Genomic DNA, 25,495 nt, shown 5'->3' on the forward strand with positions numbered 1-25,495 from the left:
CGGACCGCTCCGGGCCGGGCCCGTCGACCACCCCGCCGGCGGCCACTGCTTTACTGCCCCGGGGGTTCATGGGCTTCGGGGGTCACCGCGCTCGGGAGTCGCGCCCCCGACGGGAGACCCCCGTCGCACCCGGCAGACCCGTCCGAGCGATCCGAGGAACCATGCCAGCCCTGCACCCCCTGCTGTCCGCCTTCGCGCCGATCTGGGCACTCACCGGCGTCGGCTACGTGGTCGGCCGTACCGGGCTGCTCGGACCGCAGGCCGAGACGGTGCTCAACCGGTTCGTCTTCCACGTGGCGATGCCGGCCGCGCTGTTCCTGATGATCTCCCGCACCCCGCTGGACCGTTTCGCCAACGCCTCGATGCTCGCCTTCACAGCGGGCACCGTGGTCGCGATCGGCCTCGGGCTGCTCGCCGGGCGGCTGCTGTTCCACCGCAAGCCCGGCGAACTGGCCGTCGGCGCGATGGCCTCCGGCTACGTCAACTCGGCCAACCTCGGCATCCCGGTGACCATGCAGGTCCTCGGCGACGCCTCCTTCGTCGCGCCCGTCGTGCTGTTCCAGATCCTGGTGGTCACCCCCGCCGTCCTGGCCGTCCTGGACGGCGGCGCGGCCGGCCGGCGGGCCCTGCTCACCCTGCCCGTCCGCAACCCGATCCTGCTGGCCACCGCACTGGGCGCGCTCGCCTCGGCGACCGGCGCACACCTGCCCGCCGAGCTGAATCGTTCCTGCGAACTGCTCGGCGGCGCGGGCGTTCCGACCGCCCTGGTCACCCTCGGCATCTCGCTGCACAACCGCCCGCCGGTCGACAGCCGTCCACGCCGCACCGAGGTCGGGCTGACCGTCGTGCTCAAGACCCTGGTCCAGCCGTTGGTCGCCCTCACCGTGGCCGGCCCGCTGCTCCACCTGCCCGCCCACCAACTCCTCACCGTGGTGCTGTTCTCCGCGCTGCCCACCGCGCAGAACGTGTACACCTACGCCCGCGAGTACCGGCAGGGCACGGCCCTCGCCCGGGACGCGGTGCTCTGGTCGACGCTGCTGTCGATGGCGACCCTGTCGGTGATCAGCTGGACCCTCGGTCCCGCGTAGCCGCGGCCGTTCACCTCTCCCGGGCGGCCGCCACCACCTCGGCCATGGCCGTCAGGAAGCGCCGGGCCGTGTCCAGCTCCCCCGGCCCGAACTGCCGCATCGCCGCGAGCAGATCGCCGATCAGCCCGCCGAAGAAGCTCTCCCCGAGCTCCATCGCCCGCTCCTCCACCAGCAGCCGCACCCGGCGCCGGTCCTGCGGGTCGCGCTCGCGCCGGATCAGCCCGAGCCGCTCCAAGCGGTCCACCAGCCCGGTGGTGCCGGCCGAGTTCAGACCCAGCGCCTCGCCGAGTCGACCCGGGGTGACCACCTCCCCGGCCCTGGCCGCATCCAGCAGATGGATCAGCGCCCGCAGGTCGGTCGGGTGCAGACCGTTGCGGGACGCGAACTCGGCGCCGAACAGATCGAGTTCGACGGTCAGACCGCGCAGCAGATGGACCAGCCGCATCGGCTCGGCAACCTCGGACACCCTGTCGTCCTTCCTCGGGCAGGCATGTGCCACTATTCTCTCGTTCAGCGAGATACTTGCTCAGCGTGACACTTGTCGGGCGAGTGGTCCAGCCACTCGGCCGTCATCACACCACACCAGCGGAGGCCCAGATGTCCGCCCGCACCGCCCCCTCCCTCACTCCCTTCCTCGCCGCCTACGACGCCCTGCTCGCCCGCTGGCCCGTCCCGGTCGAGGCGCTCACCGTCCGCACCGCCCACGGCACCACCCGGATCAACGCCTGCGGACCCGCCGACGGCCGCCCGCTCGTCCTGCTCCACGGCGGCGGCGCCACCTCCACCATGTGGTTCGCCAACGTCGGCGCCTGGGCCCGGGCCGGACACCGCGTCCTCGCCGTCGACCTCATCGGCGACCCCGGCCGCAGCGTCCACGACGGCGCCGCCCTCGACGGCGTCCCCGGGCTGCTCGGCTGGATGGACGCCGTCCTCGACGAACTCGGCGTCCCCCGGGCCGACTTCTGCGGCCACTCCTACGGCGGCTGGATCGCCCTGGAGTACGCCCTGCACGCCCCCGCCCGGGTCGGCCGGCTCGCCCTGCTCGATCCCAGCCTGTGCCTCACGGGCTACCGCCCCGGCTACCTGCTGCGCGCCCTCCCCCTGTTCCTCCCGGGCCGCACTCCGGCCCGTGCCCACTCCTACCTCGACTGGGAGACCGCCGGCACCCCCGCCCTCGACCCCGCCTGGCGCGAGCTGTACGCCCTCGGCTACGCCGACTTCCCCGCCTCCCGCGTCGTCACCGGCCCCCGCCCCTCGGCCGAACGCCTCCGCACCCTCACCGCCCCCGTCCTCGCCCTCCTCGCCGCCCACAGCCGCGCCCACGACCCCCACCACGCCGCCCGGACCGCTCGGACCCTCCCCCGCGCGGAAGTCGCCGTCCTCCCCGACAGCTCCCACCACAACCTCCCCATGGCCGCCGCCCGAACCCTCAACCCCCTCCTCACCACCTTCCTCTCCCCCGCCCATCACCCCTGACCGGCACATGCCACTCTCCTGGCCCCGGGTCCGGGGCACCCTCGGCCTCCCCCACCGAAACCGCCCCGCCACAGGCTGGCCTCCGCCCACTGCCTCCACGACAATGACCTTCGTCGGCAGAGCGAGCGGGGGCACCATGGGCGATCGGCGCGACGGGCAGCGCTACTTCAAGGCGCCGATCCGGTTCCGGCGGACGGGCCGGAGGACCCTGGTCCTCTTCCCGACCACTCTGGCCTGTGCCCTCGCCTTCGTCCTCACCGCGGCGGCCAAGGGCCCGAATCCCGCGGTGACCGCCCTCTTCGCGGCCTGTTTGATCGTCGCCTACGTCATCGCCGCCTCCTTCGTGGGCCCCTTCTGCGGCAGTACCACCGTGCACACCGCGGGCCTCACCACCCGGACCCTGCTGCGGACACGGGTGGTCACCTGGCCGCAGGTGCGCTCGTTCGGGTTCTCACCGGAGGTCAACCGCGGCATCGACCACTGCCTCCTCGAGGTACGCCTGCACAAGGGGCGGGCGGTCGTCCTGCCGGGCCTGGTCGCCTCGAGCGCCGACGACCCGGAACTCAGGTCGCGCCTCTCGGCGTTGCGGGCCGCGTGGGCCGCGGCCCAGCCCGGTGCCGCGACCGAGTGATCCGGAGGACGTCACGGGAGGACGTCACGGGGAGGACGTCCCGGGAGGGCGTCCCCACCGGGCCCGGGCGGCCGCCGCCTGACGCGGCAGCGGCTAGGACAGCAGCTGCGCGGGAACGTCGGTGGCCCGGGTGAACACCGAGAGCGGGAGCTGGGTGTCGCAGTACTTGTTGCCGGTGGAGACCACCCCGATCACCACGCCGCCGACGACCAGCGGCCCGCCCGAGTCCCCCTTGCAGACACTGTCGGTCGTACCGGCCCGCGGCAGACCGCAGACCTTGAGCAGCGGCGAGTCGCCGGGCGAGGTGTACGGGTCGCAGGAGGCCGGCGGCGCCAGCGTCAGCTGCGCCTGCTTGAGGTGCGTGCCGGGCCCGTCCGAGCCGGTGCGCCCGAAGCCCAGCAGCGTGGCCGTGCGGCCGTACCGGTACAGCGCCGCGTCCCCCTCCCGGGCCACCCGGGCCAGCGTCTGCGGCAGCGGACGGTCCAGGGTGAGGACGGCGGAGTCGTGGTCCAGGGCGGCGGTGTAGCGCGGGTCGATCCGGTAGCCCTTCACCCTGCGGACCTGGCCGCCGGAGCCGGTCAGGTCGGTCCGCCCGGCGATCACCCGCAGTGAGCTCGGGTCCTGCGCCTCGGCGACGCAGTGGCCCGCGGTGAGCACCTTGGTAGGCGCGATCAGCGCGCCGGTGCACCACTGCTCGCCCGTGGCGGTCTCCAGGGCCACGACGAACGGGTGGGCCTTGGTCGTGGTGTCCGATCCGCCGTGGACGGCGGCGGCCGGGGTGGCCCCGGCGGCCAGCAGTCCGACGGCGGCCAGGAGGGCGGCGGTCAGGCCTCGGTTCGAGGTGCGCATGGCGGGGATTCCTTCTGGATCGGTGGTGCGTGACGGAGCGTTCGATGCCGTGGCCGCGTACGGCGGCGGGCGGACGACGTCGGGCGCCCGCCCCTCGGGCTCGGTGCCGATCGCCGCCGGACCACAGACTGTCCCGGGATCCGTCCCGCCCGCCAGCCGCGCCCGGCGGTTCGGGACGCTGGAACGGTGACACCTGCGGTGACCTGCGTATTCGTCCTTTCCTGGAACGCCGTGGCGGGACGCGGGAGGCCCTGGAACGGGCGGTGTGGGAGCGGCGGCATGCGGGTGACGGCGAGGCGGGTGACGGCGGGGCGGGCCGGGCGTGGATGCGGCTGACATGCGGTCATTCCGGTGGCGGACCCACCAGCAGCAGCACGCTGAGCAGCGCCGCGTACGGCAGCCCGGCCATCGGCAGGGCCCACACCGTGCCGTCGTCCCACCCGCACAGCCGCACCACGGCGAGCACGGCCGGGCCCAGCAGCAGCACCCCGCACCCGATCAGCGCGGCGCGACGCCAACGGCCTCTGCCGGCGGGCGACGCGCTCTTCGACCTACCGTCCGTCACGGTGCTCCTTCCAGGGGCGGCGGCCGACAGCCGTGATCATCGGCCGCCGTCGTGAAGGACGGACGCGCCCGCCCGGGGCCCGGTTCTGCGCCTCCGGTCGAGGCCCGGGCCCTCGGGCCCGCAGGTCTTTCAGCCTTCAGACCTTCAGGCCTTCAGGCCTTCAGGTCGTAGAAGCGGATCGGCGAGTTCGGCTCGAACCCGATGCGTGGGTAGACGGGCGCCCCGGCGACCGTCGCGTGGAGGGTGGCGCGGGTCAGCCCGGTGGCGCGGGCGCCCTCGTGGAGGGCCTTGCGCGTGACCGCCTCGCCGTAGCCCCGGCGCTGCCACTGCGGGTCGGTGGCGACCAGGACGACGAAGAGGCGGCCGTCCGTCTCCACGGTGGCGGCGCAGGCGACCGGGACGCCGTCGCGCAGGGCCAGGTAGGCGTGGACGTCCTTCTTCCACAGGACGGATCCGAGCAGACCGTCACGGCCGTCCTCCAGGGGGAAGCCGTACCCGCGGGAGTTGATGTCCGCGTAGGCCCGCAGGTGCTCGTCGGTCGCCACCCGGACGAAGGTCAGCTCGGGGTGGGCCGGCTCCGGGATGGGCAGGAGGTCCCCGGCCATGCCCGTCCCCGGGAAGGCGTACCGGAGGCCCGCCTCGTCGGCCGCCGTCGCCAGCGCCGCCCGGGCCTCGTCGGTGAGCAGGTCCTCGAACAGCCAGAGGAAGCCAGGGTGTTCCTTGGCGCGCATGAGGTCCGCGGCCTGCCGCAGCCGTTCCCCGACGAGGTCCGCGCCCGCGCCCACCTCGGTCAGCGTGAGGCAGTTCCAGAACGCGAACCGGCAGTCGGCCCAGCGCACGGCTATGCCGGGGAGGTCCCGCACGTCGGCGCCGGCGTCGCGGTCGAGCACCATGGCCCGCCAGCCCGCGGCGAGTTGCCGGACCGATTCGATGGAGTCCGAGAGGTCTGTCACCGCGCCCCCAAGCGTCAAGAAGGTTGCCGAACAAGGGACTTGCCAAGATCGGTACGTACCCTACCGGGCCGACGCGGCGCGGTGGCCGGCCATGCCGAGGGTCCGCCCCCCGCGAACGGGGACGGACCCTACTCCCTTGGTGGGAAACGGACTTCGGGACGAGAGGCGAAGCGCCGGCTCCCCCCGGGAGTTCCCGCTCAGTGCAGGACGTCGAGGACGTTGTCGGCGTTGTTGACGAAGTAGACGGCGTCGCGGTCGAGGTCCAGTGCGAGGCCGAAGAGCGCGCCCGCGCCGGGCGGGGTGCCCTCGTTGTTGATCTGCTTGACCGCCACCTGCCGGCCGGCCGGGGTGGTCTCGACGATGTTGCCGTCCCCGCCGTTGACCGTCAGGACGTCGCCGCGGGGCGTGAGGGCCATCCCCAGCGGGCCGTTGAGGGCGCCGCCCGAGGTGACGACCCGCCCGGTCCCGGCGCTGTCCTGCCGGTCCAGCGCGTGCGGGATCGCGGTGATCCGGCTGAGCACCGCGTCGGCGACGAACAGCGTGCCGTCGTGGCCGAGGCCGACGCCGGTCGGGCCGACCACCAGGGCCGCCGGGTCCGTCCGTTCGGGGAAGCCCGACCCGATCTCGGTGGTGGCCACCCGCTGCGGCAGGCCGCCCTCCTCGGTGCACAGGGTGATCCGCAGGACGGTCCCCTGGTCGACCTGGGCACCGCCGGCGGCGACCGTCCCGTTGAGGACGTTGGTCACGAACAGCTCGCTCCGCTCGCCGAAGCTGACGGCGGTCATGTCCCACGGCCCGTTGATGCCGTCCCCCGCGATGGTCTCGCGGACCGTGCCGTGCTTGTCGAGCACCAGCAGACACCCGGCCTGGGCGGTGTCGGACGTGCCGTCGGCGGTGGGGAGGCTGCCGACCACGACCCAGCCGCCGGGCAGCACCGTCAGCGCCGTGGTGAGCCCGACCCCGCCGGGGCAGGGGCCCGGAAGGTTGTTCGGGTCGATGGTGGCGAACGTGGTCCTGGTCCCGTCCGGGGTGATCTGGACCAGCGTCGTGCCCCGGCCCTGCTCCCCCGCGGGCGGGTTCGCCGCGTTGTTGAAGTTGCTGACCAGGACGTTGCCCCGGTGCAGGTTGCCGGCGCTCTCCTGGATCGTGAACACGCCGTACGGGTTGACGTCGCCGTTCTCGGGGACGGTGGACGCGACGGTGGACACGGTGTTGAGCCGGTCCAGGAACGGCTGGCCGCCGCCCCCGGACGGGGACGCGGCGGCGGTCAGCGCGAGGGTGAGCGCGCCGGTCACCAGCGCGCTCGAACATGCCCGAAGCTTCATGTGTACTGCCTTCTGGAAGGCGGACGGGACCGGTCGTCCCGACCCGCGGAAGTTCTCCGTGTGGCCCCCGGGTCGCCACGCTAGACATCCGCCGCCTCCGCCGCCCGGCGGCATCGGCCGAATGCCCATCACGCTGGTGGCGGCCAGGGCGTGGAATGTTCGCGGGCCGGTGCGCCGGCCCGAAGGCCGCGCGGGCTCACCGGCGGCCTTCGGCGCGGGCCCGGGTCCAGGCGGCCTCGCGCAGCAGGCACAGGCCGTTGAGGCCGACGATGACGGTGGAGCCCTCGTGGCCGAGGACGCCGAGCGGCAGCGGGAGGATGGCGACCAGGTCCCAGACCGCCAGTCCGGTGATGAACACCGAGGCGATCACCAGGTTCTGCACCACGAGGGCGCGGGCCCGGCGGGAGAGGGAGACGACGGCGGGGACGGTGGCGAGTTCGTCGCGCACGATCACCGCGTCGGCGGTCTCCAGGGCGAGGTCGGAGCCGGCCCGGCCCATGGCGATGCCGGTGTGGGCGGCGGCCAGCGCGGGGGCGTCGTTGACGCCGTCGCCGATGACCAGCACCTTCCGTCCGGCCTTCTCCCGCTCCCGGACGGCGGCGACCTTGTCCTGGGGCAGCAGCCCGGCGCGCACGTCGGCGATGCCGACCTCGGCGGCCAGGCGGGCGGCGGCGCGCGGGTTGTCGCCGGTGACCAGCACCGGTGCCGTGCCCGTCAGGGTGGTCAGCGCGGTGACGGTGGCGGCGGCGTCCGGGCGCAGCCGGTCGGCGAGGCCGAGCACGCCGACCGGAACGCCGTCGGCCTCGACCAGGACCGTGGTGCGGCCGCCGTCCTCCAGTTCGGCGACGAGGGCGGAGACGGCGCCGTCGGCGCCGTTGCCGAGCCGGGCCGGGGCGCCGACCGCGACGGCGCGGCCGGCAACGGTGGCGGTGACGCCGATGCCGGGGGCGGAAGTGAAGGCCTCGGCCGGCGCCAGGGCCAGGCCGCGGGTGCGAGCGGCGTCGACGACGGCGCGGGCGAGCGGGTGCTCGCTGGGGTGCTCGGCGGCCGCCGCCAGTGCCAGCAGTTCCTCCTCCGTCAGTCCGGCGTCGGCCAGGGGGCGGATGTCGGTGACGTGGGGCGTGCCCTCGGTGAGGGTGCCGGTCTTGTCCAGGGCAACGGCGTCGACCGCGCCGAGCCGCTCCATGACGACGGCGGACTTGACGAGCACGCCGTGGCGGCCGGCGTTGGCGATCGCGGACAGCAGCGGCGGCATGGTGGCCAGCACGACGGCGCACGGGGAGGCGACGATCATGAAGGTCATCGCCCGGAGCAGCGAGCCGGTGAACGCGGCGCCGAAGGCCAGCGGGACCGCGAAGACGGCCAGGGTCGCGATCACCATGCCGATCGAGTAGCGCTGCTCGACCTTCTCGATGAACAGCTGGGTGGGCGCCTTGGTCTCGGAGGCCTCCTCGACCATCTTCACGATCCGGGCGATCACCGAGTCGGAGGCGTCCCGCTCGACCTTGATCCGCAGCGCGCCGGTGCCGTTCAGGGTGCCGGCGAACACCTCGTCGCCCGTCTCCTTGGCGACCGGCAGCGGCTCGCCGGTGATGGTGGCCTGGTCGACTTCGCTCGCGCCGTCCAGGACCCGCCCGTCGGCGCCGATCCGTTCGCCGGGCCGCACCAGCACGGTGTCGCCCACGGCCAGCCGCCCGGTCGGGACGGTCTCCTCGGCGCCGCCGTCCGCCAGCCGGGTCGCCGTCGCCGGGGCGAGGTCGAGCAGGCCGCGTACCGAGTCGGCGGTGCGGGCGGTGGCGACGGCCTCCAGCGCGCCGGAGGTGGCGAAGATGACGATCAGCAGGGCGCCGTCCATCACCTGGCCGACCGCGGCGGCGCCGAGCGCGGCGACGATCATCAGCAGGTCGACGTCGAGCGTCTTCTCGCGCAGCGCCTGCAGCCCGGCCCAGGCCGGCTCCCAGCCGCCGGTGGCGTAGGCGAGAGCGTGGAGCGGGCCCCAGGCCCAGGCCGGGGCGCCGGTCAGCTGCAACGGCAATGCGACCAGGAACAGCACTGTCGCGGCGAGGGCCCACCGGGCCTCGGGCAGCGAGAGGATCCGCGTCCGCCGACGGGGGGCGGCGTCGGCGGACGCGGCGGACGCCGCGGGGGCGAAGCGTTCGGTCAGGGTGGAGGACATGGCAGGCAGGACCCTTCGCACAGGCCACGGGCAGGAGTGACGACCCGGTCCACGATACAGGAATACATGAACACCTCTTCATGTGTCGTCTGTAGTATTGGCGCATGGGTCATGGAGCCGCTCCCGCGAACAACGCCGTCCCGCGCACCCGCCTGGACGCGGACAACGCCGTGCGGGTGGCGACCACCCTGCAAGCCCTGGCCACCCCGTCCCGGCTGCTGATCCTCGCCCGCCTGCGAGAAGGGCCCTGCGCGGCCACCGAACTCGCCCACGCCGTCGGCATGGAGCAGTCCGCCTGCTCCCACCAGCTGCGGCTGCTGCGCAACCTCGGCCTGGTCGTCGGCACCCGGCAGGGCCGCTCGGTGGTGTACGCCCTGTACGACAACCACGTCGCCGAACTCCTCGACCAGGCCGTCTACCACACCGAGCACCTGCGCCTCGGGCTCAGCGACACCGCCGGCGCCGAGGACGCGGACCTCGTGGACCACCCGGCGGCCCGCCCCACATCCTGACCGGCCCCCGCTCACCCGCCCCCGCCGCGCGCGAACGCCGCTGCCCGGCCCGCTCGTACGGAGCGGGCCGGGCAGCGGCGGACAGGGAGGGTGCGGCCGGTCAGCCGTCCGTCTCGTCGTAGCGGCCGTGGCCGAGGCGGCGCAGGTCGAAGGACCAGATGCCGCGGCCGAAGGTGGCGGCGTAGAGCTTGCCGTCAGGGCCGGTCTTCAACTGCTGCACCGCAGTGGTGGGCAGGTTGCGGCCGAGGACCCGCCAGTCGGTGGTGCCCGGTGCGCGGTAGAACGCGGCGAGGTCGCCGCCGAGGACGAGGCCGCCGTTGGGCAGGATCCTGACCGAGGTGGCGGGGACGTCGGGCAGGTTGGCCGAGACGTCGGTCCAGTTGGCGCCGCCGTCGCGGGTCTCGAAGAGGTGGCCGACACCGGCGCCGGGGCCCTCGGTCCAGGTGCGGGAGAAGCCGTTGAAGGCGACGAAGACGTGCTGGGCGTCGTTCTCGTCCACCGCGAAGGAGGAGATGTAGCGGTTGGGCAGGGTGCCGTCGACCGGCAGGGCGAGCTGGTGCCAGCCGGTGCCGTCGGTCTTGCCCACCGCGATGCCGCGGCTGAAGCCGACGTTGTTGCACGGGCCGCACCAGCCCGCGTACACCGTCCCGTTCACGGTCGCCACCGCGGTGGCGACGTGGCCGGCGCCCAGGTCGTAGGCGCTGGTCCATTCGCTGCCGCTGCGGATCGCGTAGCCCTTGTGCTGCACCCAGACGTGCCGGCCGCCGGCGATCCAGGTGTCGATGTCCTTCGGGTCGGCGGTGATCGGCGCGATGAAGCGGGCGGTGCCGGCTTCCTTGTCCGGCGGGGCGACCTCGTACGAGGTGGCCTTGGCCGGGTCGGTCTTCCAATTGCCGTTGTTGACAGCGCAGTTCTGGGTGACCCAGATGTCGAGGTAGACGTACTCCTCGGCGATGTTGCAGCCGTTGTTCGGGTCGACGATGGTGTCGGCGCCGTCGCCGCCGAAGTTGGAGCCCATCACCTTGTCGTGGGCGCGCAGGATCGACTCGCCGTTGTCCTGCATGCCGCCGCTGACGATCACGCCCCGCCCGGAGCGGTCCGCCGGGTCCTTGCCGACGCCGACCGAGTAGTACTGCAGGGTGTCCATGGTGCCGTCGGCCAGGGACTTCCAGTCCGTGGCGTGGCCGGAGGCGTCCGCCGCGCCGTTGACCGGGCGGCTGTAGATGCCACCGTCGTTGCCGACGTACACACTGGACTTGCCCTTGTTCGCGCCGAAGGCGACGGCGTGCTGGTCGGAGTGGGTGGTCTGCGGGCAGTCACCGCTCTGCTTGGCCGGGTCGATGCTCCAGCACGGGAAGCCGAAGTTCCAGTACGGGCCCGGGACGGTCCAGGTGGAGCCGCCGTTCTTCGTCTCCAGGACCTCCTCCAGGCCCGCGTAGACGTGGTCCGGGTCGGCCGGGTCGACCTGCAGGGACTGGTTGTACCAGGCCTGGATGCCGGGCTGGTAGCCCTCGTCCTGCAGCGCCGAGCCGGAGTTCCTGAGCTTCTCCTTGTCCGCGATCTGGGTCCACGGCCCGAACGGGGAGCCGGACTTGGAGACGTAGATTCCCTTGAGGCCGGTGTCGGGGTCGGTCGCCGCGACCTCGGGTGACTGGTCGATGGCGTAGTAGCGGGAGCCGTCCGCGGAAGCGGCGAAGGTCACGTTGCCGACGTTCGCGGCGTCGGTCGGAAGGTCGCCGAGCGAGCCGACCCGCTGCCAGCTTCCGTCCGCGGCCTTGCCGTAGAAGCCGTTGTAGGTGTCGCCGCCGCGCCAGCCGACCGCCAGGACGACCTTGCCGGGGTCCCTGGGGTCGATCGCGATGTCGTTGGCGATGTTCTTGTACGGCGCGGCCGGGTCACCGGCCTTCGAACCGCCGGGCAGGTACTCGGGGTTGGGGGCGAACTCCAGCACCCACGGGCCCGAGAGGTCCGTCGTGGAGTGGCTCCACACGCCCCGGCTGGTGGCCGCCCACACCTTGCCGCCGCCGAAGCGCAGCGCGTGGATGACGGTGGACTCCAGCTCGGCGCCGCCGACCCGCATGCCGGGCTGGAACTCGCCGCGCTTCGGGTCCGCGAGCACGTACACGCCGGTGCCGACGTACGAGGTCGCGCCGGTGTTGGACTCACCGGTGGCGTACCAGAGCCGGCCGCCGCGGTCCAGGTTCAGGGTGCCCGTCGAGAGGGACGGGAGCTTGTCCGAGATGGACTGCCACTGGCCGCCGCCGGTGCGGGAGCGGAACACGCCGCCGTTGGCGCCGCCCGCGTACACGTAGCCGTCGGCGTCGGCCGCGATCCCGGTGATCCGGCCGGTCACGTACCCGGATCCGCCGCTGGAGTTGGAGTTGACGTCCCGGTAGCGCGGGTCGTCGGAGTCGTACGGCTTGTCCGTGACGTGGTCCCAGTTGCCGCCGGTGTGCGGCATCGACTGCAGCTGCGCCCAGGCCGCGCCGTAGGCGCCCGGCGCGATCACGCCGGGGGCGGTGCGGGCCTCGGTGTACTGCGCGGTGCCCTCGGCGGAGTTCTCCGCCTCGTCGCCCCCGTCCTCCCCGGGGGCCTCGGCCTTGGCGCTGAACGACGGGCCGGAGGCAGCCGCCTGGTCCCGGACCTTCTTCGCGTGCTTCTGCCCGATCTCGGCCTGGTGCTGGGCCTGGTGCGGACGCGGCCCGGGTTCGCCGCCGGGCGCGGCGAGGGCCTGGGTGGTGGTCAGCCCGAGCACGGTCAGGGTGACGGCGGGCAGCAGCAGCCGTCGGTGTTGCCTCTTGGGCACGATGGTGGGTCCTCCCCGTACGGCGCCGGCGGCGCGGTCGCGCGTTCCGGCGGAAACAGAGCGAAGCCTTGCGGGTCTGCCGTCGCTGAGGAAGGTCGGCGACCATAACGAGTTATTAAAAGCGTTACTGTTGAGGGCTTGTCGCATTCACCGTATGGCAGGGCGCCGACCGGGAACTGCTTCTCCGTCACCCCTGCCGGGTGTTGCCCGCATCCGGAGGTCGCCCGGTCCGAAGGACGCTCCCAGGACGGGGCGGAGCTTCCCCTGGCCGAGCAGGTGTTCCGGGCTCCAGCGGGCGGCGATCGTGGCGAGGGCGCCGGTGGCCTCGGGACCGACGTCTGAGCCGGGGCCCGCCGGCCTGCCCGGGGCCTCACACCAGCACGTTGTCCGGAACTCGAAGACTTGGGAGAGTTGGGCCATGCCCAGGAAACGCCGACGTCCCGAGACCATGGCCGAGATCACGGCCGCGCTGCCGCCGGTCGAGTACTGGTACGGCGAAGGCATCCCGTCCCCGGCCAGCCGTACGGAGTTCACCGACGACGACGGCCGGCTGTGGCGCAAGGTCCGCGGTCCGCTCCACCGCAACCTCGCCAGGCGTCTGGCGACCCAGGCGAACGTGCTGATCGTGGGAGAGGGCGCCGGCGGACACTTCCGCCACGTCCCGGCGGCCGACCGGCTCGCGGCCTGGCACGAGATCAAGGACCGGCTGCACGCGGACGAGGCACCGAGCTACCACCCCTACGAGTTCGCCTCCGCGGACGGCCTCCTGACCCTCCTCTACATCGAGGAGAGCTGCTGAGGCCTCCGGTGGGCGGGAGGGGGTTGGAGCCGATGCCGGTGCCGGATCGGGTTCGGTTCCCGACCCGGCACCGGCTCCGGCTCCGGCGGCAGCGGCTCCGGCTCCGGCGGCAGCGGCTCCGGCAGCGGCAGCGGCTCCGGCAGCGACCGCGGCCGTCGCCCCGGTGCTACCGCTCGGTCAGCGCCCGCGCCCGGACGGCGCGGCGCAGCGTGTCCAGCTGGTCCACCAGTCCGCGCCGGGTCGCCGCGGTGAGGTCCGGGTCGGCCAGGCAGGCCTCGGCCGCCCGCACCGTCTGCTCGGTGGCGGCGAAGGCCGGGAAGCCCGCCGTGGTGAGCACCCGGGCCAGCGCGGGGCCGCGGCGGCCGGCGGCCGGCCCCAGCTCCTTGAAGTAGCGCGCGATCAGCTCCTCCAGCAGGTCGGCCTGCTCGGGCTGCCACAGCCCCCGGGCGGTGGCGATGGCCAGGTAGTTGGAGAGCTCGCCGTGGAACAGCGCCTGCCAGGCGGCCTCCTTGGCCGCGGGGTCGGGCAGCGCGGCACGGCAGCGGGCGGCGCCCTCCTGGCTGGTGCTGCTGGGGTCGGCGGCGAGTTCGGCGGCGATCTCCGGCTCACCCGCCGCACCGAGCACGCACAGCCGCAGCAGCAGCTGCCAGCGCAGGTCCGGGTCGAGCACCGGCCCGCCGGGTACCGTGCCGGCCGCCAGCCAGTCGCGCAGCTCGGCGGCCTGCGACTCGCCGTCGGCGGTGGCGATCACGCCGCGCACGGTCACCAGGCGCAGATCGGTGCGGCCCGGCTCGCCCTCGGTGCGTCGCAGCAGGGTGCGGCAGACCTGAGCCAGTGCGGCCAGTGCCTGCGGGCGCCCGGACTGCGGCAGCGCGCAGTCCACCACGAACTCGCGGGCGAAGGAGAGCACCGCGTCCACCAGGTGCACCGAGGTCTCACCGGGCAGGTGGTCGGCGACCAGCCGCAGGTACTCGCCGGGCGCCAGCTCCCCGTCGCGCACCTGGTCCCGGGCGGCGCTCCAGAGCACCGCCCGGGCCAGCTCCTCGGGCACGGCGCCGAGCGAGGAGCGCACGGCCTGCCAGGAGCCGGGGTCGAGGCGGATCTTGGCGAAGGTGAGGTCGGTGTCGTTGAGCAGGGTCAGCTCGGCACCGGCCGGCGGCGTGACGGTGGCACCGGCCGCCAGGTCGACCGACACGCGGTCGGCCTGCTCCAGGGCTCCCTCGGCGGTGCGCCGGTAGTGGGCCACGGTCAGCTGGTGCGGGCGCAGCGTGCCGTCGGCCGAGGTCTGCTCGATCCGGCCGTCGGTCAGCCGCAGGGTGTCCACGCCGGTGGTGCGCAGCCAGCGGTCGGCCCAGCCGTGGACGTCGCGGCCGCTCGTCGCCGCCAGGGCCCGGAGCAGGTCGTCGAGGGTGGCGTTGCCGAAGGCGTGCTCGTCGAAGTAGTCGTTGACTCCGGCCAGGAAGGCATCCTCGCCGAGCCAGGCGACCAGTTGGCGCAGTGCGGCGGCGCCCTTGGCGTAGGAGATGCCGTCGAAGTTCTGCAACGCCTGGGCGGTGTCGTCCACCGTGCCGGGTGCCACCGGGTGGGTGGAGGGGCGCTGGTCGGCGTCGTAGCCCCAGGTCTTGCGGTTGGCGGCGAAGCCGGTCCAGGCGCTGGTGAAGCGGGTGGAGGAGGCGGTGACGCTGTAGGCCATGTACTCGGCGAAGGACTCGTTCAGCCACAGGTCGTCCCACCACTTCATGGTGACCAGGTCGCCGAACCACATGTGCGCCATCTCGTGGATGACCACCATGGCGCGCTCCTCGCGCTTGGTGTCGGGCACGGCGGACCGGAAGACGAACTCGTCGCGCAGGGTGACGCAGCCCGGGTTCTCCATCGCGCCGGCGTTGAACTCCGGTACGAAGCACTGGTCGTAGCTGTCGAAGGGGTACCGGTGCCGGAAGACCCGGTGGTAGTGGTCGAAGCCCTGCCGGGTGATCTCCAGCAGCTCGTCGACGTCGGCGTCCAGGTGGTCGGCGAGCGAGCGGCGGCAGTGCAGGCCGAGCGGGATCCCGTCGTGCTCGGCGCGCACCGAGTGCAGCGGGCCGGCCACCACGGAGACCAGGTAGCTGCTGATCGCCGGGGTGGGCGCGAACTCCCAGCGGCCGGGCGAGACCTGGCGGCCCAGGCTGTTGCCGACCACGGTCCACTGCTGCGGCGCGGTGACGGACACCGTGTACCGCGCCTTGAGGTCGGGCTGGTCGAAGGACGCGAACACCCGCGGGCCGTCGTCGAGGAAGGACTGGGTGTAGACGTAGTCCTCGCCGTCGGCGGGGTCGGTGAAGCGGTGCATGCCCTCGCCGGTGTGCGAGTAGGCCATGTCGGCCTCGACGGTGAGCTCGTTGTCGGCCGCCAGGTCAGTCAGCGGGAAGCGCCCGGCCCGCAGGGCGGCGACGTCCAGTTCGCGGCCGTTCAGCGCCACCCGGTGCAGGGCGGCCGGCTTGACGTCCAGGAACGTCCCGGCGCCCGGGGTGGCGCAGCCGAAGCGGATCACCGTGGTGGAGCCGAACAGCTCCGGTCCGCGGGTCAGGTCGAGGTCGACGTGGACGGTGTGGACGTCGAGCAGCCGGTGGCGCTCGACGGCCTCGGCGCGAGTGAGTACTGAGGTATCGGACACAGGGGCCATGCTGCTCCATCCAAGGGGCGAACGGTACGGGCTTTTCGGCTCCGGGCGCGCGGGCTTCGTGACATCCGGCCACGGCGCCCGCGCGGGAACCGTCGGCGGATCGCGGTGACGACTGCTACTTTGCCGGAGGCCTCGCGAGAGAACGAGGAGGTGGTACCCGTGAACGCAGCATCGACATAGGTGCTCCCCTCCGGGGTCACGGTCGGACGACAGGTCGTCGTCCGGGAGCGCCGTCTCTGAGCGCCCCCGAAAGGCACGACCATGCACTTCGCCTCCGAGCAACGCCTCGACGACGACGTCCTCGAACGCGAATTCACCCTCGACTTCACCCTCGGCGAGATCCCCGGCACCCTGTGGACGTCTCCTGACTCCACGTCCGCACCGGCTCCGCTGATCCTGCTGGCCCACAACAACGGCCTGCCCAGGCGGGAACCCCGCCTGGTGGCCCGGGCCCGGTATTGCGCGGCGCAGGGCTACGCGGCGGTCCCCATCGCCGCCGCCGGCTTCCTCGCCGGGGGCTACGTACCCCACGCCCAGCGCGAGGCGGCCCGGAAGGTCACCGTTCCCCTGCTGTTCCTGCTGCAGTGGGACGAGGAGGGCAACCCCCGCCAACGGGCCCTGGACCTGTTCGACACCTTCGGCAGCCAGCAGAAAACCCTGCACGCCAACCTGGGCGGGCACGTCGGCACCCCGTGGTTCGAGATGGAGGACGGCGGCCGCTTCTACGACCGCCACCTGAGGTGACGCCGGGCCGCCAGCAGGCAGCACCGGCGCCGACCAGGACTCCGCTTGTCGAGGAGGGACGGGGCCCTCCTCGACGAGCGGCGGCCCGGCCACCATCGCCTCCATCAGCTGGGACAAGCCTGTGAAGTGCCCAGGTCGGGTATCACGGGGCACCGGTTGCCGCTGTCGCTCATCTGGAGAGGGGTCTATCAGAAACTAGAGCACACTTTGGCCTGCCCACACCCGGACTTCTGCAACAAGCTTTAGCCCTAGTGACCCAGTGGCTCAAAGACCCATGGCTCATCGACCGAATTACGGAAGGCAATGTATCCGGGCGGCAAGACGGCCGTTTCGGCCAGCCGATAGTCACGCTCAGCAAGCCAGGCAAGACACTGTACCTGGCATGCGCCAGGAACATTGGGGTCGTTGACACCGTCGCCAACAGCCCAGTCTCCGCTGACATTATGGATCACTTCTAGTGCTGGCAGCATCCCCTCGGTCACAGTCCGTTGAACAACCGCGCCAAGGCTATGAGGGAACTTCCCTTCCGGGAAGGGGAAGTCAACGTAACGGAAGACTTCGTGCTCTTCATGCGACATAGGGGTAGTTTGCCATGCAGGAACAGATGAAGCGATGGTCGTAGGCTTGTCGCCGCTCAGCTTGCCGGGCCTGCGCCTTCTCGCGCCGCGCCGCGAGCGGATCGGCGGGATGGTGTCGATGAGCGGGCTCAGGGCCTGGCTGTAGTAGACGTTGGCCCCGGAGATCGCGACCGACAGGGGTAAACCGGTGCGTTCGATGAGCAGGTGGATCTCTTTGCCCACACTTACCTGTCGCCCACCTTTTTTGAGGATCTCATGTTCACCGAGTCGACCGCACACCTCGACGAGTCCAGCTCGCTGCACGGGCCGAGCTCATCCGGGACGACTCGGTGAAGCTTGACCCACACGCTAGCCGTGCTCCATTCGGTGAGGCGCCGGTGGGCGGTAGGCCTCGACTGAAACAGCTCTCCCAACTCGCCCGGAACGAGGCACTCCACGAGCGTCACACCTGTAGTCTACTCAGCCATCCAAATGAGATGCCCTCTTAGTTGGAGAATTAATTCCAGCAAAGACCTTGGAAACTGCGTCCAGACATGGCCTGACTCCAGTCATAAACTCAACCCAGTCAACATATGATGCGGCCGTTAGATCCCCATAGAGGAGCTCGAAAACATATTCCGCACCATCGGCATTCGATCCGCCAGGTAGCACAACTTGACCAGTCTCCCATATTCTCCTACCAGTCAAGATCCACAGGCATGCAGTAACATCAAAGAAGCCATCGAGCTGAAAGCTCGGCTCTCGAGTATAACGTCCAAGAACCGGAGGGATATCCTCCAGCAGACCCGACCAGTGCACCCTCGGACTGACCCGCCAAGGAGATATCTGGGCATTCTTGTCGAACCCATAGGCAAAGACCCCTGCCGGATCAAATACTATTCGATGAAATCCACCAGCCCCGTCATCCATGTGACTTAGCGAAACTCCATCCCTCCAGTTCGAATCGAACCACCGCGTCCGCGCCTCGGGGAAGAGCACCGCATCGAGCTCGGCTAGCACTCGACACCTACGCCGAAGCACCTCAGGGGTCGGGAAACGCCCAATTATATCGTGAATTGTCATACTGGCGACAGCACCCCAATCGAAGCTTGCACTTTCAAAAATTCACCTTCGAGGGGGCTAAGGTCACCTAGACTTAGGCGACCTTAGCCCCCCACCTAGCTCAGGCTAGCCATCCTGCCTATTCCCAGCCCCCCTATTGCAAGGTATGCATTCTATTCTGACATTTCGCTGATATTCATCGATGACCTCTGGGCGCTTGACATTTGGCGAGAACTGCCGGTTGCTCCAGGCGGTTGGATAGTGCCCCATGTCGCCGGTGACCTGATCTCCAGTGGGATTCCGGAAGACCTCGCCGGCACAGTTCGGCCCCTGCCGCGGGCACATGACTCCACCATTCGGCCCCGCGGTTCCTCCGGCCCAAGCATCGTCGAGGGTCTGAGCCCGCCAGTTTGCGCGGCTTGTTACGTGTCCAGGTTCATTGGTTCCGCGGAGCATCCCATCTGCGTCCAGCTCGCCGGGCTGGAGTGCATTCGGATCGGTCGCGAACCGCCCAGCGGGATCACGGCACTCATTGTGAACAAGAACCGGCGTCTCGCCCGCCACAACATAGTACGTGTGGAGCTGGGCGACGGTGAGGTTGCGGGCTTCCTGGGGGGCGGTCTCGTAGTTGTGGACGGTCTGGACGGTGAGGAGGGTGCCGTTGGCTGCGCGGAGCTGGTCGCCTGAGTGGAGGTCAGCGGCTTCGGTCCAGCGCTGGGTGGTTTCGTTCCAGTAGGGGTGGTGCTGGGTGGAGGTGCTGGTGACGGGCGGGGCCCGGGGGCCGGCGTCGGAGGTGAGGGTGAGGTCGGTGAACTCGTGGTCGTCGGGGGTGATGATGACGTCGGTGACGGGTTCGGTCGCGGTTTCGCCGGTCTGAGGATCGGTGGCGAGGACCGAGTCGCCTGCCTGAACGTCGCCGATGGGTTTACTGCTGCCGTCGGCTAGTAGGACCAGTGTTCCTGGTGTGAAACTGTGTTTTACACCTCCGATCGGGCAACTGCCCACGACCTGTTCGGCCTCGCGGGCGAGCTTGGACTCCTTGCGCCAGGCCTGGAAGCCGTCCCAGAGTTCACTGGCGAGCCGCTTGATGGTCTTGACCAGTTCCCAGGCCTTGTCCCAGTGGAACGCGTACTTCTTGGCGAGCTTGGCAAGCGGGCCGCCACCGATGAGGCTGGTGACGACGTTGAGGGCGGTCTCGCCGCAGGCTCCGAGGTCGCCCTTGGTGACACAGTCGAAGGCATCGGTGATACCGAGCTCGTCGGCGGCGATCTTCGCCAGCTGCTTGCCGGCGTTCATCACCTTCAGCTTCGTTTCGTCAGCCCTCTTCTTCGACGCCTCCGCCTTCTCCACAGCAAAGACCTGCTGCACGAACTCGGGGTGCTCGGTCGCCAGGGTCACAGCCGTCTGCACACCAGCCGCAACCACATTTGCGGCATTGCTGATCATGCTGGCGATGATGTCGAACGAGAACAGCCCGCTCGGGTCGGACCTGTTGACCGGATCGTTGTTGCTGTAGGCGTAGGCGTTCCACTGCTGCGGGTCGGCGCTGCTGAGGATCGGGTCCGGGTTGAGGAAGCGCCCTGTGGTTGGTTGGTACTGGCGGGCGCCGAGGTTGGTGAGGCCGGTGACGTCGTCCTTGGTACCGCCGACGAAGCCGCGGTCGCCGGCCCAGGCCGAGGGCTGGGTGCCTCGGGGGTTGCCGAACGGGTCGGTCGGCCGGCGGGATTCGGTGAGGGTGGCGGAGTCGAGCGCCAGGCCGCCGGTGCCGTGGTGGTCGGCGATCTGGTAGGTGAGCCGGCCTCCGCCCTGGCGGACGAGGGTGGTGCCGCCGGGAATGCTGTAGTAGCGGGTGCCGACGGTGGCCTTGGTGTTGGTGTCGTAGACGAGTTCGTCGTCGCCGATGGTGATGGTGGTCCTGCCGGGGTTCCGGCGGATCAGCTGGTTGCCTTCGGGGTCGTACAGGTACGTCGTGGCGCCCGCGCTGGTCTTGGCGAGCGATTCGAGCTTGCCCTCGCTGTTCCAGGTGAGCGTCGCCGTGCCGGCGGTGTCGGTGATGGCGGTCGTGTTGCCGACCTGGTCGTACTGCGTGGTGCTGGTGGTCGGCGCGTTGTTGCCGGTGCGGCTGCTTGAGGTGAGCAGGGCGTGCGGGCCTCCGGTGCCGCCGCCGGTGTTGGGGGCGCTGGTGGGGGTGTTGCGGGTGCCGCTGGACCGGAAGGTCTGGGTGACCGTCGTGTCCTTGGTGGTGTCACCGCCCGGGTCGTGGGCGACGAACTGCGTGCGGTTGCCCGTCAGGTCGTACTGGTAGGTGTGCCAGTACGGGACGCTCCCACCGACGGTGGTCCGAGCGGGTGCCTGGGCTCCGCTCGTGGGGCTGTTGTTGGCGCAGGCGCCCTGTCCCCCGACGCTGGGACCGGGCACCTGGTTGAGCCGGCCCGTGTCCGTCCAGGCGGTGGTCAGGCGTCCGAGGTAGTCGTAACCGAAGCACTGGAGGTCCGTGGCGTTCGGGTCGCTGTTCGGGATGGAGCGGATCGCCGTGATGCGTCCGGACTGGTCGTAGGCGTAGGTGGTGTTCTGGACGACGCCGGTGGTCGAGGTCTGCTTGTCGACGAACTGGGTGAGCAGACGTCCGGTCGACTCGTCGTACGTGTTGGTGGTGACGACCTGGGTACCCCAGGGGTTCATGGTGGAGCGGATGTTGCGGCCGTAGGCGTCGTAGTCCGACTGGAGGTCGTACGTCTGGCCGGCGACCGCGCCGAACGTCAGAAGCGGTCCGTATTGCTCGTAACCGTATTCGATGGTCTCGGAGAAGACGTCGCCGACGGTGGGTCGGGTCTCTTCTTTCAGTGCGCCGGTGATGGGGTCGTACTTCGCCTTGCTGGTGAAGGTGACGTTGCCGGTCTTGCCGATCTCGCTGCCGGGGATGGTCAGCGTGGTCTTGGTCGGACGGTAGGCGATGTCGACGCTGAGGACGGCCTTCGTGTAGGAGGCGCCGTTGGAGTAGCGGGTGGAGCTGTCGAGCTGTCCCTTGGCGACGGTGTCGTACGCGAAGCCGGTCAGTTGGTTGGCCGGGGAGATGGTGCCGTCGTACGTCCCGGTCTTGCGGCCCAGGAGGTCATAGGTGGTCGCGATGGTCTTGCCGCGGCCGTCGGTCATGGAGGTGACTCGCCCGGCATTGTCGTAGACGGTGGTGCTGTTGCCCGTGTCGGGGTCGCTGGCGCTGGTCTGGCGGCCACGCTGGTCGTAGTTGTAGCTCCAGGTGTTGCCGGCAGCGTCCGTACGCGACGTCTCCTTGCCCGCAGGGTTGTAGGTGTACGTCGTGACGTCCGCGTCGCCGGCGTTGCCGGTGGCGGTGGGTGTGCGGTACTGCCAGAGCTGGGTCGTGCGGCCGCGCGAGTCGGTGACCTTGCTGCCCGGGGTCGCTCCTGCCGGAGGCGTGACGTCGGTACGGTCGACGCCCGGGAATGCGGTCGTGATGGTGGACTGGGTGGTTCCGAAGGCGCGGGTCTGCGTGCTGACGGCCCGGCCCATGCCGTCGAAGACGGTGTAGGTCTGGTTGGGGACGGTCGCGTCGTCGGGTTCGAAGCGGGTGGTGCTCGGACCCACGAGGTCCTTGTAGTAGGTGTTGTTGACGCGCGGAGTGCGGCCCTGGGAGTCGTAATACGTGTCGGTGATCAACCGGCCGGTGTACGCGGAGATCGCCGGGTCGGTCTGGGTCTGGATGACCCGGGCCAGCCCGTCCAGGATCTGGATGGATGTCGCGTAGCTGCTGCCGTCGGCCCGCAGGGTCCGGCTGGTGATGGTGCTGGGCTTCGCCGAGCCGTTGAGGTCGTAGGTGAAGACCTGGCTAGCGGGATCGGCGGTGGTGCGGCCGGCCTGCCACACGGAGGTCAGCCGGCCGAGGCCGTCGTAAGCCTCGGTGGTGGAACGGCCGTTGGCGTCCGTGCTCACCAGGGGCAAGGAGCGGGCTGGGTCGAGGGTGACGGTCGAGACGCGGCCGGTGTCCGCGTCGGGGGCGCCCGCGGGCGCCGGGGCGGTGATCGTCGTCTGGTTGGGCAGTTCACCGGGGTTGGCGGAGCTGCGCGTGGTGGTGGTGGACGCACCGGAGGGGTGCTTGGCGTCGGTGACCGTCGGATCGGTGACGGTGACCGTACGGCCGTAGACGTCGTAGGTGGTCAGCCCGGTGGTGATCCAGCGGGCGTTGCCGTTGGCGTCGTAGCCGTCGAGGGCCTGGATACCGCTGACGAGGCCCTTGGAACCGGCGGAGCCGTAGGGCTGGCTGTCGAACAGCGTGCGGGCGCCGCTGATGGTGTTGGCCGCAGTGGCGGCGGTGGTGCAGGCGTTCGCCCCGGAGACGGAGATCGTCTCGGCCACCATGCCGGACATGACCGGGTCGTTGTTGGCGGCGTAGGAGGTGCGGGCGCAGACATCCGGGGTGCCGTCGGCTGCGCTGAGGACGGTCTTGGGACGGTTGGAGTGGTCGGGGTCGTTGGTGGTGGTCTCCGTCGTGGTGCGCCAGGTGCCGTCGCTCTTCAGGGCTCCCGCGGTGGTGACGGACGTGGTGGCCGAGTACCGGGCGATCAGTGGTGGCAGGGTTCCGCGCGCGTGCCTGGCGGTCTCCACCTCCCCGGCGCGGGTGTTGATGCTGTAGGCGACCGGCGCAGCGGCGTCGGCGTCGGCGTAGGTGTCGCTTTCGAGGACTTCCCCCGACAGCCAGTCGGAGTCCTGGACCGCTGCGCTGACCGGGCCCTTCACCTTCACCGAGCGGGTGCCCGTGGTGGTGATGTCTCCGTCCATGCCCTGGTAGTAGGTCCGGGAGGTCTTGCCCTTGATGCCGTCCTTGCCGTTGCCGGTGACGGCGGTGACGGAGGCGAACCCTCTGAACTCGTCCCAGGTGCGGTCCTTGTCCTCGATGAACGGGGAGTCGTTCCGGTGCCAGGCCGCGTCGCCGTACGTGTACGTGGTCGTCTGCGGGAGGGCTCCCTTGACGAGGTCGGATCGCGGGTCGACCGTGACGGACTTGACCGGGTAGCGCAGGAACCAGTCGTCGACCGGCGGGTCGGTGGGCTTGGAGTTGGTCTGGTACCACTTGACGTTGTAGCAGGCCAGCTTGTTGTTGTCCGCGGAGGTCGGCATGACGCCCGCCGTCCGGGAGCAGGAGACGGAGTAGTAGTCGACGCCGATGGTGCCACCGGTCTCGGTGGTGACGAAGGCCATGCGCGGCCGGTTGTACTCGGGACGCGCGGGGCCCGCACCGTCGACACGGTTGGGCAGCAGCATGTTGGCGAATGTGACCAGCGGGACCTTGACCTCGGCCTGGCCGTTGGCAGTGTCCTTGCCGGTGCGCCGGATCGACGCGAGCCACGGGACGGCGGTGTTCTCCGTGGGGTTCTCGACCTGCTTGAAGACGTGGGTCAGCTCGTAGTGGTCGACGTCACGGTAGCCACCGCCCGAGCGGATCTGGGTGGTGATGGTGTTGAGCCACTTGGTCGTCCAGTAGCTCGGTCCGCTGTTGGAGCAGGGGTCGTTCTGCTGGCACTGCTTGTCGAGCGGTACGTCGGGCCAGTTGACCGCGTTGGCGGCGGTGCGCTGTCCCGGGTCGCATGCGGTGGGGCTGGTGAGGCAGCGCTCGCCGCTGTCGAGGACGATCCTCGACGCGCCCTGGTAGTTGCCGTTCGCTGCGATCTGGTCGCTGAGCAGCTGACCGTAGGCGATGGTCCGGACGACACCGCCGCGGGTGTAGGCGCTGTTGACGCCGTTGCCGCGGTTCTGGCCGGCACCCCGTGCGTAGTGGTTGGTTTCCGTGGCGTAGGTGTAGGTGGTGAGGTTGCCGTGGACGTCGACCACGTAGTCGAGGTTCCAGCGCCAGGCCATCTGACACCACGATGCCTGCCCCTGGCCGGCGTTGTAGCAGGGATCGCCGGCGTTGGGAGAGTAGACGGGGACGGTCCAGGCGGAGTTGGAGTCCGGCCCGGTGGCCGTTGCGCCACCGCCGGCGGACGGCAGGTGGTTGAGGCCGAAGTAGTAGGCGGTGCCCGCCGCGTCGGTGAGCTTGATGTAGGAGCCGCTCCAGGTGCCGTTGGCGGCGCCGGTCAGGAACTCGATGCGGCTGCCGTCATCGCTCTTGAGGCGCCAGGTGCACTTGGACTGCTCGTCCGTGGAGGTCCCGGTGGCACACGAACCGTCCTTCGGGACCAGTTCCCCGGAATGACCTGCGAGCGAGAGCGTCAGGTTGGCCCCGCCCCAGCACTGGTCGCCGGATCCCGCGATGCCCGCCTTGGAGCACGGCTTGTAGACCCGCTCGACGAACCCGGTTCCGAGGTCCCAGCCGTCACCGAGCCATGAGGCCTGCGAGTTGGTGGACGACGTACGGCCGTCCACCGAGGCCGAGCTGTATCCGAGGGCGAGTTGGGGAGCGGTGCCGCCGAGGGTCGGCGGAGACTGGATCGGATAGGTGTAGTTGAACGAACCGGACGCGTCACCGGCGGTCCAGGCTTGGCTCGGGGCGAGGCTCGTTGCGCCGAAGGTTCCACCGCCACCGGTGTCGGTCGGTGCGTCCAGGGTGAGGACCATCGGTGCGAGCGCCGTGACCGACTTGGCGGAGACACCGCCCTGGGCCGGTGCCGCCGCCGTCGACGGCAGGTCCACCTCTGCGACCAGCCGCTTGGTGGCGGCGTCGTAGTGCGACGCGACGGGCGTACGTTCCTGGCAGCCTCCCGCCTGGGGAGTGGTCAGTGAGCAGGCCGGCAGGGTGTAGAGGCCGGCCCGTTGGGCCCACCCGGCACCGATGCCGCCGCTGATCACGTCGGGATCCAACGCCACCTGGACCTTGCCGCCGGCGCCGGACGTCGGCGTCAGGGTGACGAGGCCGCCGTGGGATCCCACGGCCTCGGCCGCCTTGGCGTCGGTCACCTCTACTCGGAGAACAGGGCCCGCAGTAGCAGGGCCGCTCTTGGCGGCGACCTCGGCGCCGGACGCTGCAGAGTTCTGTCCTGTTGCCGCTGTCACCGGGGCGAGCCAGACCGGCAACGTCCCGGCCCGCTGCGACGCGCCTGCGGGCGCCTGAACGGGCGCCGCCGCATCCGAGTCTCCGGACGCCGCCCGGGCCTCAGTGGCCTGGCGTGCGGACAGGTCCACAGTGGCGCTGCCGCGCTGCGCAGTGGTCGGCGACTTCGGCGGCACCCAGTCCGGAGTGCCCGTGGGCGGAGCCACCGGGTTCGGAGGAGTCGCATCCTTGCCGGAGACCGAGGGAGTCCTCGGCAACGGCGTGGTCGGCGGGGACCAGACCTT

At 70.9% G+C, this 25,495-nt stretch carries 15 protein-coding genes and 1 pseudogene; 6 read left to right on the forward strand and 10 right to left on the reverse strand.

The genetic code is table 11. The features are described 5' to 3' along the window. Positions 1 to 161 precede the first annotated feature (161 nt). Positions 162 to 1,088, forward strand: coding sequence for an AEC family transporter (locus ACWDBE_RS03140; RefSeq protein ID WP_449787565.1), 927 nt, complete (start codon positions 162 to 164; stop codon positions 1,086 to 1,088). A 10-nt stretch (positions 1,089 to 1,098) separates the two neighbouring features. On the opposite strand, the gene ACWDBE_RS03145 is transcribed toward ACWDBE_RS03140, so the two are convergent. Further along, a complete protein-coding gene (locus ACWDBE_RS03145) occupies positions 1,099 to 1,533 on the reverse strand; it encodes a MarR family winged helix-turn-helix transcriptional regulator (protein ID WP_449787765.1) in 435 nt (144 codons plus the stop codon). 152 nt (positions 1,534 to 1,685) lie between these two features. Between ACWDBE_RS03145 and ACWDBE_RS03150 the strand changes: the two genes are divergently transcribed. Both ACWDBE_RS03150 and ACWDBE_RS03155 read left to right on the forward strand, forming a co-directional pair. Then, a complete protein-coding gene (locus ACWDBE_RS03150) occupies positions 1,686 to 2,564 on the forward strand; it encodes an alpha/beta fold hydrolase (RefSeq protein WP_449807065.1) in 879 nt (292 codons plus the stop codon). 136 nt (positions 2,565 to 2,700) lie between these two features. Next, the gene (locus tag ACWDBE_RS03155; protein ID WP_449807066.1) at positions 2,701 to 3,195 is read left to right on the forward strand and encodes a PH domain-containing protein; all 495 of its coding nucleotides are present in this window, start codon (positions 2,701 to 2,703) and stop codon (positions 3,193 to 3,195) included. Positions 3,196 to 3,288: 93 nt separating this feature from the next. On the opposite strand, the gene ACWDBE_RS03160 is transcribed toward ACWDBE_RS03155, so the two are convergent. The 5 genes from ACWDBE_RS03160 to ACWDBE_RS03180 form a co-directional block, all read right to left on the reverse strand. Next, positions 3,289 to 4,044: a S1 family peptidase gene (locus ACWDBE_RS03160; protein ID WP_449807067.1), complete on the reverse strand. Its 756-nt coding sequence runs from the start codon at positions 4,042 to 4,044 to the stop codon at positions 3,289 to 3,291. Between the two features lie 343 nt (positions 4,045 to 4,387). Beyond that, complete coding sequence (locus ACWDBE_RS03165; RefSeq protein WP_449787569.1) at positions 4,388 to 4,609, reverse strand: hypothetical protein; 222 nt, start codon at positions 4,607 to 4,609, stop codon at positions 4,388 to 4,390. 152 nt (positions 4,610 to 4,761) lie between these two features. After that, positions 4,762 to 5,562, reverse strand: coding sequence for a GNAT family N-acetyltransferase (locus ACWDBE_RS03170; protein ID WP_449787570.1), 801 nt, complete (start codon positions 5,560 to 5,562; stop codon positions 4,762 to 4,764). 197 nt (positions 5,563 to 5,759) lie between these two features. Beyond that, positions 5,760 to 6,887, reverse strand: coding sequence for a hypothetical protein (locus ACWDBE_RS03175; RefSeq protein ID WP_449787571.1), 1,128 nt, complete (start codon positions 6,885 to 6,887; stop codon positions 5,760 to 5,762). Positions 6,888 to 7,083: 196 nt separating this feature from the next. Further along, positions 7,084 to 9,063, reverse strand: a complete 1,980-nt coding sequence (locus ACWDBE_RS03180) for a heavy metal translocating P-type ATPase (protein WP_449787572.1) — start codon at positions 9,061 to 9,063, stop codon at positions 7,084 to 7,086. 104 nt (positions 9,064 to 9,167) lie between these two features. Between ACWDBE_RS03180 and ACWDBE_RS03185 the strand changes: the two genes are divergently transcribed. Then, the gene (locus ACWDBE_RS03185) at positions 9,168 to 9,575 is read left to right on the forward strand and encodes an ArsR/SmtB family transcription factor (protein ID WP_449787573.1); all 408 of its coding nucleotides are present in this window, start codon (positions 9,168 to 9,170) and stop codon (positions 9,573 to 9,575) included. A 100-nt stretch (positions 9,576 to 9,675) separates the two neighbouring features. Here the strand turns inward: ACWDBE_RS03185 and ACWDBE_RS03190 are convergent, their stop codons facing one another. Further along, positions 9,676 to 12,381: a glycosyl hydrolase gene (locus tag ACWDBE_RS03190; RefSeq protein ID WP_449787574.1), complete on the reverse strand. Its 2,706-nt coding sequence runs from the start codon at positions 12,379 to 12,381 to the stop codon at positions 9,676 to 9,678. 418 nt (positions 12,382 to 12,799) lie between these two features. Here ACWDBE_RS03190 and ACWDBE_RS03195 point away from each other — a divergent pair, with 418 nt between their 5' ends. After that, positions 12,800 to 13,180, forward strand: coding sequence for a hypothetical protein (locus tag ACWDBE_RS03195; RefSeq protein WP_449787575.1), 381 nt, complete (start codon positions 12,800 to 12,802; stop codon positions 13,178 to 13,180). A gap of 166 nt (positions 13,181 to 13,346) precedes the next feature. On the opposite strand, the gene pepN is transcribed toward ACWDBE_RS03195, so the two are convergent. Beyond that, positions 13,347 to 15,836, reverse strand: a complete 2,490-nt coding sequence (gene pepN / locus ACWDBE_RS03200) for an aminopeptidase N (protein ID WP_449807068.1) — start codon at positions 15,834 to 15,836, stop codon at positions 13,347 to 13,349. 270 nt (positions 15,837 to 16,106) lie between these two features. Between pepN and ACWDBE_RS03205 the strand changes: the two genes are divergently transcribed. Beyond that, positions 16,107 to 16,589: a hypothetical protein gene (locus tag ACWDBE_RS03205; RefSeq protein WP_449807069.1), complete on the forward strand. Its 483-nt coding sequence runs from the start codon at positions 16,107 to 16,109 to the stop codon at positions 16,587 to 16,589. 623 nt (positions 16,590 to 17,212) lie between these two features. On the opposite strand, the pseudogene ACWDBE_RS03210 reads toward ACWDBE_RS03205, so the two are convergent. Both ACWDBE_RS03210 and ACWDBE_RS03215 read right to left on the reverse strand, forming a co-directional pair. Next, a pseudogene (locus tag ACWDBE_RS03210) lies at positions 17,213 to 17,553 on the reverse strand (IS5/IS1182 family transposase); the annotation flags it as partial. A 781-nt stretch (positions 17,554 to 18,334) separates the two neighbouring features. After that, a complete protein-coding gene (locus ACWDBE_RS03215; RefSeq protein ID WP_449807070.1) occupies positions 18,335 to 25,117 on the reverse strand; it encodes a polymorphic toxin-type HINT domain-containing protein in 6,783 nt (2,260 codons plus the stop codon). Between the last annotated feature and the right edge of the window lie 378 nt (positions 25,118 to 25,495).

This window comes from Kitasatospora sp. NPDC001132 (genome assembly GCF_053598415.1).

Coding starts and splice junctions, on each gene's coding strand:
- ACWDBE_RS03140 (WP_449787565.1), top strand. CDS start 162: ATGCCAGCCCTGCACCCCCTGCTGTCCGCCTTCGCGCCGATCTGGGCA.
- ACWDBE_RS03145 (WP_449787765.1), bottom strand. CDS start 1,533: ATGCGGCTGGTCCATCTGCTGCGCGGTCTGACCGTCGAACTCGATCTG.
- ACWDBE_RS03150 (WP_449807065.1), top strand. CDS start 1,686: ATGTCCGCCCGCACCGCCCCCTCCCTCACTCCCTTCCTCGCCGCCTAC.
- ACWDBE_RS03155 (WP_449807066.1), top strand. CDS start 2,701: ATGGGCGATCGGCGCGACGGGCAGCGCTACTTCAAGGCGCCGATCCGG.
- ACWDBE_RS03160 (WP_449807067.1), bottom strand. CDS start 4,044: ATGCGCACCTCGAACCGAGGCCTGACCGCCGCCCTCCTGGCCGCCGTC.
- ACWDBE_RS03175 (WP_449787571.1), bottom strand. CDS start 6,887: ATGAAGCTTCGGGCATGTTCGAGCGCGCTGGTGACCGGCGCGCTCACC.
- ACWDBE_RS03180 (WP_449787572.1), bottom strand. CDS start 9,063: ATGTCCTCCACCCTGACCGAACGCTTCGCCCCCGCGGCGTCCGCCGCG.
- ACWDBE_RS03185 (WP_449787573.1), top strand. CDS start 9,168: ATGGGTCATGGAGCCGCTCCCGCGAACAACGCCGTCCCGCGCACCCGC.
- ACWDBE_RS03195 (WP_449787575.1), top strand. CDS start 12,800: ATGCCCAGGAAACGCCGACGTCCCGAGACCATGGCCGAGATCACGGCC.
- ACWDBE_RS03205 (WP_449807069.1), top strand. CDS start 16,107: ATGCACTTCGCCTCCGAGCAACGCCTCGACGACGACGTCCTCGAACGC.